Source organism: Thioclava sp. F34-6, from assembly GCF_002213235.1.
GTDB lineage: Bacteria > Pseudomonadota > Alphaproteobacteria > Rhodobacterales > Rhodobacteraceae > Thioclava > Thioclava nitratireducens.
The window spans coordinates 333,058-349,444 of the sequence record NZ_NBOA01000003.1; the positions used below are offsets into that span (position 1 = coordinate 333,058).

15 protein-coding genes are annotated in these 16,387 nt (G+C 65.6%); 10 read left to right on the forward strand and 5 right to left on the reverse strand.

Annotated features, from left to right (window positions below; translation table 11 throughout):
- Positions 1 to 12 precede the first annotated feature (12 nt).
- The 3 genes from B6V72_RS07765 (at position 13) to B6V72_RS07770 (ending at position 2,132) form a co-directional block, all read left to right on the forward strand.
- Complete coding sequence (locus tag B6V72_RS07765; RefSeq protein ID WP_075776181.1) at positions 13 to 789, forward strand: succinate dehydrogenase iron-sulfur subunit; 777 nt, start codon at positions 13 to 15, stop codon at positions 787 to 789.
- A gap of 190 nt (positions 790 to 979) precedes the next feature.
- Positions 980 to 1,156 (forward strand): hypothetical protein, encoded by a 177-nt coding sequence (locus B6V72_RS19150; RefSeq protein WP_168173024.1) that lies wholly within the window; start codon positions 980 to 982, stop codon positions 1,154 to 1,156.
- Between the two features lie 118 nt (positions 1,157 to 1,274).
- A complete protein-coding gene (locus B6V72_RS07770) occupies positions 1,275 to 2,132 on the forward strand; it encodes a DUF1989 domain-containing protein (protein WP_088735260.1) in 858 nt (285 codons plus the stop codon).
- Here the strand turns inward: B6V72_RS07770 and B6V72_RS07775 are convergent.
- On the reverse strand, positions 2,129 to 3,061 hold the full coding sequence (locus B6V72_RS07775; protein WP_240497702.1) for an ABC transporter ATP-binding protein: 933 nt from the start codon (positions 3,059 to 3,061) through the stop codon (positions 2,129 to 2,131). The two genes, B6V72_RS07770 and B6V72_RS07775, sit on opposite strands and share 4 nt — an antisense overlap.
- 81 nt (positions 3,062 to 3,142) lie before the next feature.
- On the opposite strand from B6V72_RS07775, the gene B6V72_RS07780 reads away from it, so the two are divergent.
- A complete protein-coding gene (locus tag B6V72_RS07780) occupies positions 3,143 to 3,349 on the forward strand; it encodes a zinc-finger domain-containing protein (protein ID WP_075776178.1) in 207 nt (68 codons plus the stop codon).
- A gap of 31 nt (positions 3,350 to 3,380) precedes the next feature.
- On the opposite strand, the gene B6V72_RS19155 is transcribed toward B6V72_RS07780, so the two are convergent.
- Positions 3,381 to 3,542 (reverse strand): hypothetical protein, encoded by a 162-nt coding sequence (locus B6V72_RS19155; protein WP_166504559.1) that lies wholly within the window; start codon positions 3,540 to 3,542, stop codon positions 3,381 to 3,383.
- 314 nt (positions 3,543 to 3,856) lie between these two features.
- Here B6V72_RS19155 and polA point away from each other — a divergent pair, with 314 nt between their 5' ends.
- Positions 3,857 to 6,682 (forward strand): DNA polymerase I, encoded by a 2,826-nt coding sequence (gene polA, locus B6V72_RS07785; protein WP_088735262.1) that lies wholly within the window; start codon positions 3,857 to 3,859, stop codon positions 6,680 to 6,682.
- Here polA and B6V72_RS07790 read toward each other — a convergent pair.
- Entirely contained in the window at positions 6,676 to 6,912 is a 237-nt protein-coding gene (locus B6V72_RS07790; protein WP_075776176.1) for a DUF2798 domain-containing protein, read from the reverse strand. The two genes, polA and B6V72_RS07790, sit on opposite strands and share 7 nt — an antisense overlap.
- A gap of 266 nt (positions 6,913 to 7,178) precedes the next feature.
- Here B6V72_RS07790 and B6V72_RS07795 point away from each other — a divergent pair, with 266 nt between their 5' ends.
- Entirely contained in the window at positions 7,179 to 8,138 is a 960-nt protein-coding gene (locus B6V72_RS07795; RefSeq protein WP_088735263.1) for a cation diffusion facilitator family transporter, read from the forward strand.
- Between the two features lie 9 nt (positions 8,139 to 8,147).
- On the opposite strand, the gene B6V72_RS07800 is transcribed toward B6V72_RS07795, so the two are convergent.
- Positions 8,148 to 8,897, reverse strand: a complete 750-nt coding sequence (locus B6V72_RS07800) for a TIM barrel protein (protein WP_088735264.1) — start codon at positions 8,895 to 8,897, stop codon at positions 8,148 to 8,150.
- 1 nt (position 8,898) lies between these two features.
- Entirely contained in the window at positions 8,899 to 9,492 is a 594-nt protein-coding gene (locus B6V72_RS07805; protein ID WP_088721933.1) for a DUF1285 domain-containing protein, read from the reverse strand.
- Positions 9,493 to 9,564: 72 nt separating this feature from the next.
- On the opposite strand from B6V72_RS07805, the gene B6V72_RS07810 reads away from it, so the two are divergent.
- The 4 genes from B6V72_RS07810 to B6V72_RS07825 are packed head-to-tail and all read left to right on the forward strand — an operon-like array spanning position 9,565 to position 16,365.
- Positions 9,565 to 10,581, forward strand: a complete 1,017-nt coding sequence (locus B6V72_RS07810) for a MoxR family ATPase (RefSeq protein WP_078519704.1) — start codon at positions 9,565 to 9,567, stop codon at positions 10,579 to 10,581.
- The gene (locus tag B6V72_RS07815; protein ID WP_240497703.1) at positions 10,578 to 11,498 is read left to right on the forward strand and encodes a DUF58 domain-containing protein; all 921 of its coding nucleotides are present in this window, start codon (positions 10,578 to 10,580) and stop codon (positions 11,496 to 11,498) included. Before B6V72_RS07810 ends, B6V72_RS07815 begins: the two co-directional genes overlap by 4 nt.
- Positions 11,498 to 14,239, forward strand: coding sequence for a DUF4159 domain-containing protein (locus B6V72_RS07820; protein ID WP_088735265.1), 2,742 nt, complete (start codon positions 11,498 to 11,500; stop codon positions 14,237 to 14,239). Before B6V72_RS07815 ends, B6V72_RS07820 begins: the two co-directional genes overlap by 1 nt.
- Positions 14,236 to 16,365 (forward strand): hypothetical protein, encoded by a 2,130-nt coding sequence (locus tag B6V72_RS07825; RefSeq protein WP_088735266.1) that lies wholly within the window; start codon positions 14,236 to 14,238, stop codon positions 16,363 to 16,365. Before B6V72_RS07820 ends, B6V72_RS07825 begins: the two co-directional genes overlap by 4 nt.
- The last annotated feature ends 22 nt before the right edge of the window (positions 16,366 to 16,387 follow it).

Sequence of the window (16,387 nt, forward strand, 5' to 3'; positions counted from 1 at the left end):
AGGGGACCAACCATGGTTCAGTTCACGCTTCCGAAGAATTCCAAGATCCGCGTCGGCAAGACCTGGCCGAAGCCGGATGGCAAGAATATCCGCAAGTTCCAGATCTATCGCTGGGACCCGGATACCGGGGAGAACCCGCGTCTTGACACGTATTTCATCGACATGGACAAGTGCGGGCCGATGGTTCTCGACGCGCTCTTGAAGATCAAGAACGAGATCGACCCGACGCTGACCTTCCGCCGCTCCTGCCGCGAAGGCATCTGCGGTTCCTGTGCGATGAACATCGACGGGATCAATACGCTGGCCTGTATCTACGGTCTCGACGAGATCAAGGGCGACGTGAAGATCTACCCGCTGCCGCATATGCCGGTGGTGAAAGACCTGATCCCCGACCTAACCATGTTCTACGCCCAGCACGCGTCGATCATGCCCTGGCTCGAGACCAAGACGAACCGTCCCGAGAAGGAATGGCGCCAGTCGATCGAAGACCGCAAGAAGCTGGACGGTCTGTATGAGTGCGTCATGTGCGCCTCGTGCTCGACCTCGTGCCCGAGCTACTGGTGGAACGGCGACAAGTATCTCGGCCCGGCAGCGCTGCTGCACGCCTATCGCTGGATCATCGACTCGCGCGACGAAGCGACGGCAGAGCGCCTCGATCAGCTCGAAGACCCCTTCAAGCTCTATCGTTGCCACACGATCATGAACTGCACCAAGACCTGCCCGAAAGGTCTGAACCCGGCGAAAGCGATCGCCGAGATCAAGCGAATGCAGGTCAACCGGGTCGTCTGATCCGACGCATATATTGGGGCCGGCCTCTGGCTCACCCCCAGCAGATAGTAGAAAGGGCGGCGCGAGCCGCCCTTTTTGCTGCGTTGCGGCAAATGCATATCGCGGTTGCAGCATTTTGGGTTTGAATCCCCGCGAAAATCCCTAAATCGGGTGGCAGGGAGGAACTCGAAACGTGACTGGAGAGAGTTCCATGGTCGACATCGTCAAATTCCCCAAAGGGGCGCAACCGATTCAAGTGGCCGAAGAGCATCTGGCCTACTACACCCCGGAGAAATCCGCCCCTGTGTTCACCCCGGCCGCGAAAGCTGAAGAGACCACCGGTCTCGAAGCGGTCGAGCTGATGTACGAGTATTACACCGCGGCTTGAGCGGTGACCTCCCGAATAGTTCCGTCGTGACTGCCCCGGCTCTTCGCCGGGGTTTTTCTTTGCGCCTTTCGCTCCTGGGCGGGGCAGGGCAGAGTGGGCGCGACAAGGAGGGAGCCCCATGCATCCGACGCCCGAGCACGCCGCGCCCGAAGACGCCCAAACCCGCCGCGATATCGCACCGGTGATCTGTTACCCGACGGACGCGCTGCCCGCACCGGACCTGCCCGCCTATCGCGCCGCGCGCGGGGACTGGGACAAGATCGCCGACCTGCGCGTGCCCCCGCGCGAGGCGCTGGCCTTCGACGTACCCGCCGGACATTTCTTCCGCATCGCTTCGGTCGAGGGGCCGCAGGTGGGTGATCTGAATTTGTTCTCGGCGGACCTGTCCGAGCGGTTCTATTCCGGAAAGACACGCGCGCTGCATGGCACGCATCTGAGCCGCGGCGACCGGCTGTGGTCCGGCTTTCCGACGATGCGCCCGCTGGCGACGATTACCGAGGATACGCTCGACTGGTATGGCATCGACGCATTCGGTGGCTCGGTCCATGACGTGATCGGCACGCGCTGCGATCCTTATACGCATTGCCTGCTGTCCGATGGCGGACAGTATCACCATTGCTGCCATTCGAACCTGACCCGTGCGCTGGCCGCGGCCCGTGATCTGCCTCTGCACGAGGCGGAGGCGCTGGTGCATGACGTGCTCAACGTCTTCATGTGCACCGGCTTCACCCACGACACCGGGCAGTATTTCATGAAGGCGAGCCCGGTCCGGCCCGGTGATTATCTCGAATTCTTCGCAGAGACCGATTTGCTGGGCGTTCTGTCGGCGTGCCCGGGCGGGGATTGTTCAGCCGAGCACAGCTCGGACACGGCTGCATGTTACCCGCTGGGCGTGGAAATCTACCGCCCGAAATCAGCGCCCGAAGGCTGGGCGCCGCCCGCGCCCAACGCCTACGACCGCAGCCACGGGCTCTAACGGTTCGAGGTCAGCGAGACGAAGACTTCCTCGAGGCCCGGCTGTTCGCTCGCGATGTCGCGAATCTCGACCCCGGCGACGCGCAGCGCGTCAAGGATATCCTCTGCCGAGGTCTCGTTGCGCGAGTAGGAAAACGCCATCTGTCCGCCCGCGCGGGTCTCGAGCGTGACGCCTTCGGGAAGCCGAATCTCTATCGTGACTTCGTTGCGCGGCTCCACCACCAGCGCCTTGCGGTCCATCCGCTTGAGAAGGTTCGGCGTGGTGTCGCGCACGATCAGTTCGCCGTTGTTGATGATCGCGATCTCGTCGCACATTTCCTCGGCTTCCTCGAGGTAGTGCGTGGTCAGGATGATCGTCATGCCCTGCTCATTGAGCTTGCGGACATTGCGCCAGAGCATCGCGCGCAGCTCGATATCGACGCCTGCGGTCGGCTCGTCTAGCACGAGGATCTGCGGGCGATGTACCAGCGCTTTGGCAAGCAGCAGACGCCGCTTCATCCCGCCCGAGAGGTTGCGCGCATAAGCCTCGGCCTTGTCCGACAGGCCCACCAGTTCGAGAATCTCGTCCGTCCAGCGCTCGGATTTCGGCACGCCATAGAGTCCCGCCTGCATCTCCAGCGCCGCGCGGGGCGTGAAGAACGGATCCATGTTCAGTTCCTGCGGCATCACCCCGATCGCGGCGCGCGACTGGCGCGGGTTCACGTCCTGATCGAAACCCCAGATCACGACGCGCCCGTCGGTTTTCTTCACCAGCCCGGCAAGAATGTTGATCAGCGTCGACTTGCCCGCCCCGTTCGGGCCGAGAAGCCCGAAGATCGACCCCGCAGGGATCGACAGGTCGAGCCCCTTCAGTGCTTCTTTCGGTGCCTGCTTCTTGCCGCCTGCATAGGTTTTGCGCAGCCCGGTGACTTCAATTGCCTGCTGTTCCAACTTGCCCCGCCTTTCGCGATTGCTAGAATGAAGCCCAGATTTCAGGGCGCGGTTTTCGTGCCTTATATATACGGAGCATCCATGACTGCCACCCATTCGCCCAATGCCCCCGACGCACCCGAGACCGAGGTCGTCACCACCTGGAAGGTTGCCTGCGACGGCGGCGAGGGGGCACTCGGCCATCCGCGCGTTTGGCTGTCGATCCCGCGGGACACCGGTTTCGTCGAATGCGGCTATTGCGACAAGAAATACGTGATCGACCGCGATCACGCGCATGACGATCACTGAACCTGTCTGAGTCGACAGGGAAGGACGGCGTTCAGCCGTCCTTTTTCTGTGCCGCGCGTTTCATGCGTTCAAGCAGCGCAGCCTTCGGGTCCTTCTTGCTGAAAGGCGTCTTGTCGGTGCCGTAGGCGTTATGCTCGGCATGTTTGGGCGTGTTCTTCGGCGGCTTCGCGCCGCCCATTTTGGAATAGTCCATAGCTCAAATCCTTTACGGTTGCCGCTTGAGATGGGGGATTTCGGGGGCTCTGGCAAGGGGCGCCACGCGTATCGCTCGGCGCGGCCGACCAGCCCGGGCCGCGCACGACCTTCCCCCGGGAGGGCGCATTGGTGATGGAGCCTACAGCCTCTCTGCCCTACGGGCTTGCGAAATGAACTGCTCAAACCAGACGACAGCGAAGCGCGCACCCAAGGCTCGGGCGCGGCCCTTCACGCTGAGCGGTCGCCGATCCTCTTTCCCTCTGCACCCCCCTGTGGCACAACCGGGGCCAACGCGCGAAGGAGGGCTCCGCAATGGCATTCGGCAAAGGCTGTCACCTGCATCTGATCGACGGTTCGGCCTTCATTTTCCGCGCCTATCATGCGCTTCCGCCGCTGACTCGCAAATCCGACGGGCTGCCGATCGGGGCGGTCTCCGGATTCTGCAACATGCTGTGGAAATACATCGAGGACGCCAAGGGCTCCGACGCGCCGACCCACGCAGCCGTGATCTTCGACAAGGGCAGCCACACCTTCCGCAACGACCTCTACGATCTCTATAAGGCAAATCGCGACGAGATGCCCGAGGAACTGCGCCCGCAGATCCCGCTGACACGCGAGGCAACAAAGGCGTTCAATATCGCCTGCGAGGAACTGGCGGGCTACGAGGCCGACGACATCATCGCGACGCTCGCCCGGCAGGCCCGCGAGGCCGGCGGTCGCGTCACGATCATCTCGTCGGACAAGGATCTGATGCAGCTCGTCGGCGGCGGGGTCGAGATGTTCGACGCGATGAAGAACCGCGCGATCGGTGTCGAGGAGGTCGAGGCGAAGTTCGGCGTCGCCCCCGAGCGCGTGATCGACGTGCAGGCGCTCGCAGGCGACTCGGTCGACAATATCCCCGGCGCCCCCGGCATCGGCGTGAAGACGGCGGCGCTTCTGATCAACGAATTTGGCGACCTGGAGACGCTGCTCGCACGTGCCTCCGAGATCAAGCAGCCCAAGCGCCGCGAGACGCTGATCGAGAAGGCCGAGCAGATTCGCCTCTCGAAGCAGCTGGTAACTCTAGACGATCAGACCCCCATCGAGTTCACGCTCGACGATCTGGAAATCCGCGAGCCCGATGTCGATACGCTGATGGGCTTTCTCAATGAGATGGAGTTCCGCACGCTGACCCGCCGCGTGGCCGAGAAATTCGGCGCCGAGCCGCCGCCCGCGCCCGTCGTCACCGACGTGCAGGCAAGCCATGTCGACCCCGCGCCGGAGGTGGACCAGCCGCCCTTCGATCCCGACAGCTATGTCTGCATCAGCGATGCCGAGACACTGACGCAGTGGCTGGATGAGGCCCGCGCCAAGGGCTGGGTCGCGGTCGACACCGAAACCACGTCCCTCAATGACATGAAGGCCGAACTGGTGGGCGTGTCGCTGTGCACCGAAGCGGGCAAGGCGGCCTATCTGCCGCTCGCACATATCTCCGGCGGCGATGATCTTTTCGGCGGCTCCGAACGTGTCGCCGGCCAGATGGACTTCAAGGAGGCGCTGGCGCTCCTCAAACCCGTGCTCGAAGACCCGGCGATCCTGAAGATCGGCCAGAACATGAAGTATGACTTCAAGATCTTCGCCCGGCTCGGGATCCGCGTGGCGCCGATCGACGACACGATGCTGATGTCCTACGCAATGTTCTCGGGGCTGCACGGCCACGGGATGGATACGCTGTCGGATCGCTACCTCAACCACCAGCCGATCCCGATCAAGGAACTGATCGGCACCGGCAAGAGCCAGATCACCTTCGACAAGGTCGAGATCGAGAAGGCCACGCGCTACGCCGCTGAGGACGCCGATATCACGCTGCGCCTCTGGCATCAGTTCAAGCCGCGGCTGCATCGCGAACGCGTCACCACCGTCTACGAGACGCTGGAGCGTCCGATGGTGCCGGTGCTGGCCGATATGGAAATCGCGGGCGTGAAGGTCGACGCCTCGGTGCTGTCGCGCATGTCCAACGCCTTCGCGCAGAAGATGGCGCAACTCGAAGACGAGATCGCCGAGATCGCGGGCCAGCCCTTCAATGTCGGGTCGCCGAAACAGCTGGGTGAGATCCTGTTCGACACGATGGGCGTCGAGGGCGGCAAGAAGGGCAAGACCGGGGCCTACGGCACGGGCGCGGATGTGCTCGAAGACGTGACCACGATGGAAGACACCAACCCGCAGGCCGCGCGGCTGGCGGCACGTGTGCTCGACTGGCGTCAGATCTCGAAGCTGAAATCGACCTACACGGATGCGCTGCAGACCCATGTCCATCCCGAAACGGGCCGCGTCCATACCTGCTACTCGATCGCGGGCGCGAATACCGGACGTCTGGCCTCGACCGATCCGAACCTGCAGAACATTCCCGTGCGCTCCGAGGAAGGCCGCCGCATCCGCGAGGCGTTCGTGGCGCGCGAGGGCTGCAAGATCGTGTCGCTCGACTACAGCCAGATCGAATTGCGCATCCTCGCCCATGTGGCGGATCTTCCCGAGATGCGCGAGGCCTTCAAGGAAGGACTGGACATTCACGCCGCGACTGCCTCGGAGATGTTCGACGTGCCGCTCGACCAGATGACGCCGGAGATCCGCCGTCAGGCGAAGGCGATCAATTTCGGCGTGATCTACGGGATTTCCGGCTTCGGCCTTGCCCGCAACCTGCGCATCCCGCGGGCCGAGGCGCAGGGCTTCATCGACCGCTATTTCGAACGCTTCCCCGGTATCCGCAAATACATGGACGACACGGTGGCCTTCGCGAAGGAGCACAAATACGTCCAGACCCTGTTCGGACGTAAAATCCATACGCCCGATATTGGCGCGAAAGGCCCGTCGGCGGGCTTCGCCAAACGCGCCGCGATCAACGCGCCGATCCAGGGGGCTGCGGCCGATATCATTCGCCGCGCGATGGTGCGGATGCCCGAGGCGATCGACGGTCTCCCGGCCCGGATGCTGCTACAGGTGCATGACGAACTGATCTTCGAGGTCGAGGACGCCGCGATCGACGACCTGATCAAGACCGCCCGGGCCACGATGGAAGGCGCGGCGGAGCCGGTGATGAAGCTCTCGGTGCCGCTCGTCGTCGACGCGGGGCAGGGGGAGAGCTGGGCCGCCGCTCACTGAGCCGCGGGTTGACGCACGAGGATATTGGTCACGCGCCGCGCCAACGGCGCGACCAGCAGCACCGAAGGATAGGCGAACATCCAGCTCGAGAGCCAGCTTGCCGCCCAGAGCGCCGGAAAGTCCTCCACAAGCCCCGTCGCCCGGTAGGTCGCCACGCCCGAGACCAGAAATGACATGATCCCCGACAGGATCAGGCTGAAGACGAAATGGGCATAGCGCGCGGGGATCATCGGGTCTCCTTCTCGGGTCGGAAAATTCTCCGCTCGCATTTTGGTGATTGAACGTGAGGAGGCAACGCACAAACCTGTGTGCTGATCCGCGCGAACGAGTTGTCTCGCATTGACCCCGCCGCCGCGCAATGTTGAGACTGCCCATGCCTCCGGCGGGGATATTTGGACCAAGCCGAAAATGCGGGCATCGCGTTCGACTTGGCCCCAACATCCCCTGCGGAGCGTCCCAACCGCGCCTCAGGCGCCGAGATTCGAGAAAAGCGCCCATGCCCCACGATCATCACCACCACCATCTCGACGCCGATGCGAGCGATAACCGTGTGCTCTGGGCGGTGGTCGTCAATGTCATCCTGACGGTCGCGCAGGTGCTGGGCGGGGCGATCGCTGGCTCGATGGCGCTGATCGCGGACGGGGTTCATAATTTCTCCGACGCGGCGGCGCTGGTGCTGGCCTTCGGGGCGCGCAAGCTGGCCAAGCGCGGCGCGGATGCCGCGATGAGCTTCGGCTGGTCGCGCGCCGAGGTCATCGCGGCCTTCGTCAATTACATCGCGCTGATCCTGATCTCGCTCTGGCTGATCGTGGAGGCTGTCGGGCGGATGATCGATCCGCCTCAGGTCGATGGCTGGATCGTGGTCTGGCTCGCGACGCTGGCGCTGATCGTCGATCTGGCGACGGCGGCGCTGACCTATGCGCTCTCCAAGCACAGCCTGAACATCCGCGCGGCTTTCCTGCATAATCTGGCCGATGCCGGGGCGTCGGTCGCCGTGATCGTGGGCGGTGTCGTGATTCTGCTCTACGACTGGAAGATGGTCGATCCGATCCTGACCATCGGCATCTCGCTCTTCATCCTGTGGCATGTCGCCACCGATCTGAAACCGGTGCTGCGCATCCTGATGCTCGGTGCGCCGCCCGAGAAGGACAGCACCGAGGTACGCCGTGCGCTGGGGGATGTCGAAGGCGTCGAGGGTGTCCACCACGTCCACCTGTGGCAGATCGACGAGCGGCGCGTCTCCGTCGAGGCGCATCTCGTGCTGGCGGAGGGGCGGAATTACGCAACCGTCATTGCGCGGGCCAAGGATATGCTGGCACACCAGTTCGGCATCCATCATGCGACGCTGGAGCCGGAAAGCGCGGATCTGGGCTGCGCCGACCACAAGGCAAATGACGACCACGCGGCTCACGATCACGACCATGCTCATGAGCACGGGGCGCACCCCGCGCATTGAGCGCGGGGCCTAGCTTAGCCAGTCCAGACTTTCCGGTGTGCTGCCCTTCGGCGTGTACTCCGCCGAGACGTAGCCATCATAGCCTGCCGCATCAAGCGTCGCGAAGAAGCCCGCGAGATCGCTTTTGCCCGAACCGGGCGCGCCCCGGCCCGGCGCATCCGCGAATTGCACATGCGCCGCGCGATGCCCGTGCGCGGCCCAACAGCCCGCCAGATCGCCGGTCAGCATCTGCGCGTGATAGGCGTCGAATTGCAGATGTAGGTTCGGGGCAGCGACCGCGTCGAGCACTTCCGCCGCGAGATCGAAGCTGTCGAGGAAATAACCGGGCATGTCGGTCGGGTTGACCGGCTCGATCGTCAGGACCCGTTTCGGCGCGCGCGCCGTCGCCCATTTCAGGTTCTCGATATGGGTCGCGCGGGCCTCCGCCCCTTCGGCCTTGCCCGCCATGATATGGATGGCGCGTGGCTTCAGGATATCGGCGAAGCGCATCGCGCGGTCGAAATCGCGGCGGAAGCGCGCTTCGCTGCCCGGTACCGCGGCGAAGCCACGATCGCCGCCGGTGTAATTCGGCGGCGGCACGTTCATCAGCACGAAGCTCAGGTCGTGACGGATCAGTTCGTGGCGCATCTCTTGCGCGGAAGCGTCGTAGGGAAACAGCACCTCGACCGCGTCGAAGCCGGCTTTTCTTGCCGCTTTGAAACGATCCATGAAAGGCAGTTCGGTGAAGAGGAACGTCAGGTTCGCGGCGAACTTCGGCACATCACAGCTCCGCGGCACGCATGATCGGGAAGAAGCTGCCAGCCGAGATCACACCGGTCCAATCTTCGCCCTCAAATTCGCGGGTCACGGCGAGATCGACGAGCCGGTAAAAGCTCTTGCGGTCGATCAACGCCTCCAGTCCGCGGCGCACATGCAGATAGGGGCGGGGCTCGCCATCCTCGCTATGTTCCACCCGGATCGCGTGGTCTGCATCGGCAAGAACCACGTCGCCCACATTGGTCGTGAAGCGAATCGACTGGTCGTCGCCCTCGCCCTCAGCGGTGAAATCGACGGCGATGAACGGCGCGTCCTCGACCCGGATGCCCACCTTCTCGACCGGGGTAACGAGATAGTATTTCCCATCCTCCAGTTTCAGAATCGATGAAAACAGTCGCACCAGCGCCTCGCGGCCGATCGGCGTGCCAAGATAGAACCACGTCCCGTCGCGGCGGATCTCCATATCGAGGTCGCCGCAGAAGGGCGGATCCCACAAATGCACGGGCGGCGGGCCCTTTTTGCTGGCTTTCTTGGCTGCATCCGCAAGCCCATCTGCCGTGGGGGAAGAGGTCGAAACTGTCTGTTTGTGATCCGTCATGCAAATTTGGCCGTTGGTCGGAGCGTGGTTATCTGCTTTGCTGGCAAGATAGGCATCAACGGGGAGAATGTCATGGCCGAGCCCGAAAAGCTGATGGAAGATATCGAACGACTTGGCGGCAAGCTCGCACAGGCGCGCGCCTCGATCGACCGGCGATTCATCGGGCAGGATCAGGTGGTGGAGCTGGTTCTGGCGGCGATGCTGTCCGGGGGGCACGCGCTTCTGGTCGGCTTGCCGGGCTTGGGCAAGACGCTTCTGGTCGAGACGCTGTCGACCGTGATGGGGCTGGGATCGAACCGCATCCAGTTCACGCCGGACCTGATGCCCGCCGATATTCTGGGCTCCGAAGTTCTGGAAACGGCGCCCGACGGCAGCCGCGCGTTCCGTTTCCTCGAAGGCCCGGTCTTCTGCCAGCTGCTGATGGCGGACGAGATCAACCGCGCCTCGCCCCGGACCCAGTCTGCGCTTCTTCAGGCGATGCAGGAACGCGAGGTCACCATCGCCGGCGAGCATCGCCCGCTTGGCCCGCCCTTCCACGTTCTCGCCACGCAGAACCCGATCGAGCAGGAGGGCACCTATCCACTGCCCGAGGCCCAGCTCGACCGTTTCCTCGTTCAGATCGACGTCGATTACCCGGATCGCGAGACAGAGCGCTCGATCCTGCTGGCGACCACCGGTGTCGCGGCGGAGGGCGCGCATACCGTCTTCACCCCGGCCGAACTAATCGAGGCGCAGGGGATCGTGCGGCAGATGCCCGTGGGCGAGAAGGTTGTCGATGCGATCCTCGATCTGGTGCGGCTGTGCCGTCCGCGCGAGGCCGAGGCGCCCGACTTCATCCGCGATGCGCTGGCCTGGGGACCGGGGCCGCGGGCCGCGCAGGCGCTGATGCTGACCGTTCGGGCGCGTGCGCTGATCAATGGCCGACTGGCGCCGACGCTGGACGACGTGCAGGCAATGGCCCGCCCGGTGCTGATCCACCGCATGGCGCTGAGCTTCGCGGCCCGCGCCCGGGGCGAGACGTTGGGCGACCTGATCGACCGCGCCGTGGCAGAGGTCACCGGGCCGCGCGCCGCCGGGGCCGCCGCTTGAGCGTGACCTCCGATACCACAGCGTCGGGGCCCGCCCCCGCGCTGAGCCTGCGCCGCGAGGCGGAAGGGGCAGCCTCTGCGCTGCCTCCGCTGCTGGTCGCGGCAGAGCAGTTGGCGGCGACCGTTCAGATGGGGTCACATGGGCGCAGGCGCGCGGGATCGGGCGAGGAATTCTGGCAATACCGCCCCGCCCATGCGGGCGACGAGCTGCGCTTCGTCGATTGGCGGCGCTCGGCGCGCTCTGATAGCCAATATGTGCGCCAGCGCGAATGGCAACTGGCGCAATCGGTACATCTGTGGGTCGATGATGCGGCCTCGATGCGCTTCACCGGGGCCGAGAGCGGTCGCAACGCCCGCGTCACCAAATCCGAGCGCGCGCGGGTGTTGGGCCTCGCGCTCGCGGTGCTGATGGTGCGCGGCGGTGAGCGCGTGGGGCTGACCGGCCCTCTCGCACCACCACGGCCCGGACGCGCGCAGCTAATGGAGCTTGCGGGCCTTCTGTCGCGCGAGGCGGGCGTGCAGGATTACGGCGCGCCCGAAATCGCGGGCGTCACGCCGCAATCGCGCGTGGTGCTGCTGTCGGATTTCTTCGGTGATCTCGGCCCGATCGAGGCGGCGCTGGGGCGTCTGGCGGATCGAGGCGTGTCGGGCGTGATGATGCAGGTGCTCGATCCGGACGAGGAAGCCTTCCCCTATGACGGGCGCACGATCTTCCAGTCGATGACCGGCGCGCTGGTCCATGAGACGCGCAAGGCTGGCGATTTGCGTGCGCGTTATCTCGACCGGCTGGCCGCACGGCGCGATCAGCTCGCCACGCTTGCGCGCAGCGCGGACTGGCAGTTCTCAACCCATCACACGGGCGATCCGGCGCAGGTGGCGCTGCTCTGGCTCTATTCCGCGCTCGAAAGGGGGCGCTGATGTGGATGCTCGGCCCCATCGGCTTCACCGCGCCCTGGCTTCTGCTGGGGCTCGCCGCGTTGCCGATCATCTGGCTGATCCTGCGCGCGGTACCGCCCGCGCCGATCCGCAGGCGCTTTCCGGGCGTCGCGCTGCTTTTGGGCCTCAAGGACGAGGAAGTGCAGGCCGCGCGCACGCCGTGGTGGCTGCTGGCGCTCCGTCTTCTGGCGCTGGCCGCCGCGATCATCGGTTTTGCCGGGCCGGTCCTGAACCCACAGCGGGTCGTGCCCGGAACCGGGCCGCTCCTGATCGTGGTCGACGGTAGCTGGGCCTCTGCCCGCGATTGGTCGCGCCGGGTGGAGCGGATGACGGCGGCGCTGAAGGATGCGCAGCAGGCGGGCCGTCCGGCAGCTGTAATTTCGCTGGCCGATCCGCCACCCGCACAGGTGAGTTTCACGGATGCGGGCGCGCTGATCCAGTCGCTCCCCGGCATCCAGCCGCAGCCTTGGGCGCCGCAGAACTTCGACGCCGCAAACCTGCCGGACGGGAATTTCGAGACGCTCTGGCTGTCTGACGGGTTGGCCCGCGACAGCCGGGCCGGTGTTCTGAGCGCGCTGGAGGCGCGCGGTCCGGTCAAGGTCTGGCAGCCGCAACTGCCGGTTCTGGCGCTGGGCGCGGCCCGGATCGAGGATGGCGCGCTCGTCGTGCCCGCGCTTGCCTCCACTATTCCGCCCAGCCCGCGCGATGTCGCCGCGGTAGGGCGCGATCCGGCGGGTGTCGAGCGCGAGCTGGCGAGCCAGCCGCTTCAGTTCACCGACAGCCGCGAAACAGAGCTGCGTTTCGATCTGCCGCCCGAGCTACGCAACCGGATTACCCGGATCGAGGTCACGGGCATGCGCTCGGCCGGTGCGGTGAGCCTGACCGATGACGCGGTCAAACGCCGCAAGGTCGCGATCCTGTCGGGTGCGCGCGACCGCGAGGGGCTGGAGCTGCTCTCGCCCACGCATTACCTGCATCAGGCGCTCGCCCCAACGGCGGACCTGATCGAGGGCACGCTTGCCGACGTGCTGACCGCCGATCCGGACGTGATCATCCTCGCCGATATGGCCGATCTGCCCGAACAGGCTAAACTGCAGGAATGGGTCGAGAAGGGCGGGCTGCTGATCCGCTTCGCAGGGCCGCGCATGGCCAATGCCAATCTCGACGCCGACACGCTGCTGCCGGTGCAGCTGCGCGCCGGAGGCCGCTCGCTGGGCGGCACGATGAGCTGGGGCGATCCGCGCGCGCTGGCGCCCTTCCCGGAAAACTCGCCCTTCACGGGGCTGACGGTGCCCGACGACGTGACGGTGAAGGCACAGGTCATGGCCGAGCCCGCGCCGGACCTGAGCGAACACACGATCGCCGCGCTGACCGATGGCACGCCGCTCGTCACCCGCGCCAAGATGGGGCAGGGGGCGGTCGTACTGTTTCACGTCACCGCCAATGCCGAATGGTCGACCCTGCCGCTGTCGCTGCTGTTCCCGCAGATGCTGGAACGGCTCGCGGTCTCTGCCCGGCCCGCCGCGCCGGAAGAGGCTGATCTCGCGGGCCAGACCTGGGTGCCGCAGAAGCTGCTCGACGGGTTCGGGCGGCTGCAGGATGCAGGCGCTGCCGCAGGTGTGCCGGGCGAGGAGCTGGCCAAGGCCGAGCCGGGGCCGAAGCTGCGCCCGGGCATCTACACCGCCGAGGACCGCTCGGTCGCGCTGAACGCCCTGCCGCGCGGCGCGACGCTTTCGCCCGCGAGCTGGCCTGCGAATGTCCCCGTCGAAGGGGCTTTCGAACAACGCGAAATGCCCTTGAAAGGCTGGCTTCTGGGGGCTGCGCTTGCGGCGCTTCTGCTGGACATCCTCGCGACGCTGGCGCTCTCGGGCAAGCTCTGGGGGCCGCGTGCGATGAAGGCCGCCGCTTTCGGGGCCGCCGTGATCCTCGCAAGCTTCGCGCCGCCGCAAGCCCATTCCGAGGATATGGATCCGGCGCGCGCGATCGAGGCTGCGTCCAACGTGGTTCTGGCCGCGATGCCCACCGGCGATGCCGAAGTCGACAGGGTTTCGATGGCGGGGCTGAAGGGCCTGTCGCAGGTTCTCAACCGGCGTACCACGGTCGAGCCTTCCGCGCCGATGATGGTCGATCTGAAGAACGACGATCTGGCCGTCTTTACTTTCATCTACTGGCCGATCACGGCAGATCAGCCTGCACCGAGCCCGATGGAATATGCCAAGCTGAACCGCTACCTGCGCGGCGGCGGGATGATCCTGTTCGACACGCGCGACGCCGATATCGCGGGCTTCGGCGAGGCGACGCCTGCAGGCAAGCGTTTGCAGGCGCTGGCCGCGCCCTTGGACATTCCGCCGCTCGCGCCGATACCGGATGATCACGTACTGACCCGCACCTTCTACCTTCTGCAGGATTTCCCCGGTCGCTATGATGGCACGATCTGGGTGGAGGCTCCGCCAGCCGATGCCGAACGCGCCGAGGGGATGCCGTTTCGCAACCTCAATGACGGGGTGACGCCGGTGGTGATCGGCGGTAACGACTGGGCCTCGGCCTGGGCCGTCGACGATCGCGGGATGCCGATGTTCCCGGTGGGGCGCGGCCGCACCGGCGAGCGTCAGCGCGAAATCGCGGATCGCTTCGGGGTGAACCTGATCATGCATGTGCTGACCGGCAACTATAAATCCGATCAGGTCCATGTGCCTGCGCTTCTCGAAAGGCTGGGGCAATGAACGGGCTGTCGGTAATCTTCGCGCCGCTTCTGCCATGGCCTGTGATCGCGGGCGCGGCCGCTGTGGCGGCCGTTCTGCTGGCGCTGGCGCTCTGGCGCGGGCTTAAGGGCTGGGCGCTGCGGGCCTTGGCCGCGCTGGTGCTGCTGGCCGCGATCGCGCAGCCCTCCTTGCAGCGCGAACAGACCACGCCACTGTCGAATATCGTTTTGCTGGTCGACGACCGGTCCTCCTCGCAGAAGCTCTCGGATCGCGGGCAACAGACCGACCGCGCCGTGGCACGTCTGCAAGCGCAGCTCGATGCGATGCCTAATGTGGAGACGCGCCGGATCACCGTTCCGGACGGGGCCGACAATGCCGGCACCGAGCTGGGCGCGAGCCTCGCCGAGGCGCTGGCCGCCGAGCCGCGCGCCCGGGTCGCGGGGGCGCTGATGGTCACCGACGGGCAGGCCCATGACGCGCAGCTTGCCCCCGATCTGCCCGCGCCGCTGCAGGTGCTGCTGACCGGCAAGCGCAGCGACTGGGATCGTCGTATCCTGATCGAGACCGCGCCTTCCTTTGGCATTATCGGTGAGGAAACCGATATCCGTCTCAAGGTCGAGGATATGGGCGCCGTTCCCGAAAGCGCGGGCGGCGTGGCCGATCTGACGATCTCGATCGATGGCAAGGACCCGAAAAGCTACAAGGTGCGCACCGATCGCGATCTGGAACTGCCGCTGACGCTGACCCATGGCGGGCAGAACGTGGTGCAGTTCACGCTGACGCCGCTGGATGGAGAGCTGACCGACCGCAACAATGTCGCGACCGTGCAGATCAACGGCGTGCGCGACCGGCTGCGGGTGCTTCTGGTCTCGGGTCAGCCCCATGCGGGCGAGCGGACGTGGCGCAACCTTCTTAAGTCGGATGCGGGCGTCGATCTCGTGCATTTCACCATCCTGCGTCCGCCGGAGAAACAGGACGGCGTGCCGGTGACGGAGCTGTCACTGATCGCCTTCCCGACGCAGGAGCTGTTCGTCGACAAGATCGACCAGTTCGATCTGATCATCTTCGACCGCTACGGCGCACGGGGTATCCTGCCGTCGGCCTATTTCGACAACATCAAGGATTACGTCGAGCGCGGCGGCGCGATCCTCGTGGCCGCCGGTCCGGAATTCGCAACTGTCGAGAGCCTCTATCAGACGAGCCTTGGCGACATCATGCCCGCGCGCCCCACCGGCCGCGTCATGTCGGAAAGCTTTCTGCCGCGCCCGACCGATCTGGGCCTGCGCCATCCGGTGACCGCCGGGCTGGAAGGGGCACCTGCGCCCGAGGGCGAGGATACGGCCGCCGAGAAAGACGGCCCGCATTGGGGGCACTGGCTGCGCCAGATCGAACTGACGAACCCCACCGGCGAGGTCGTCATGTCCGGGGCCGAGGGCAAGCCGCTGCTGGTGCTATCGCGCGAAGGCGAGGGGCGGGTGGCGCTTTTGGCGTCCGATCAGGCGTGGCTCTGGGATCGCGGCTATGACGGCGGTGGGCCACAGCTCGAATTGCTGCGCCGCATCGCGCATTGGGAGATGAAAGAGCCTGAGCTGGAAGAGGAGGCACTCTATGCCGAGATCGATCCCGGCGCGCTTTCGATGCGGATCATCCGTCGCACGATGGAAGATACCGCGCCGCCGGTGACCGTGACGCTGCCCGATGGCTCGACGCAGGAAGTGCCGCTGACCGAGACCGCGCCGGGTCGCTTCACCGCGCGCTGGACCGCGCCCGAGGCAGGGCTCTACCGGCTCAAGGACGGCGATCTGGAGCGGGTCGTGGCGATGGGCCCCGCCAGCCCGCGCGAGTTCGAACAGACGATTGCCAGCGGCGATCCCCTCGCTGCCGTGGTCGAGGCGTCGAATGGCGGCGTGACGCGGCTCGAAGACGGGGTGCCCGATATCCGAGAGGTGCGTGCGGGGCGGCCCTCGGCAGGGCGCGGCTGGATCGGCATCACGCCGCGCGGCGCAACGGCCACCACCGATATCCGCGTGCAGCCGCTGATGCCCGCCTGGGTCTGGCTGCTCCTCGCAGCGCTGCTGACGGTGGGGGCATGGCTGATCGAAGGGTGGAATCGGCGCGGCGGTGGCGGCGGGCCGAGCGAAGCGTGACCCAAGCGGGGATTGCCCGGAG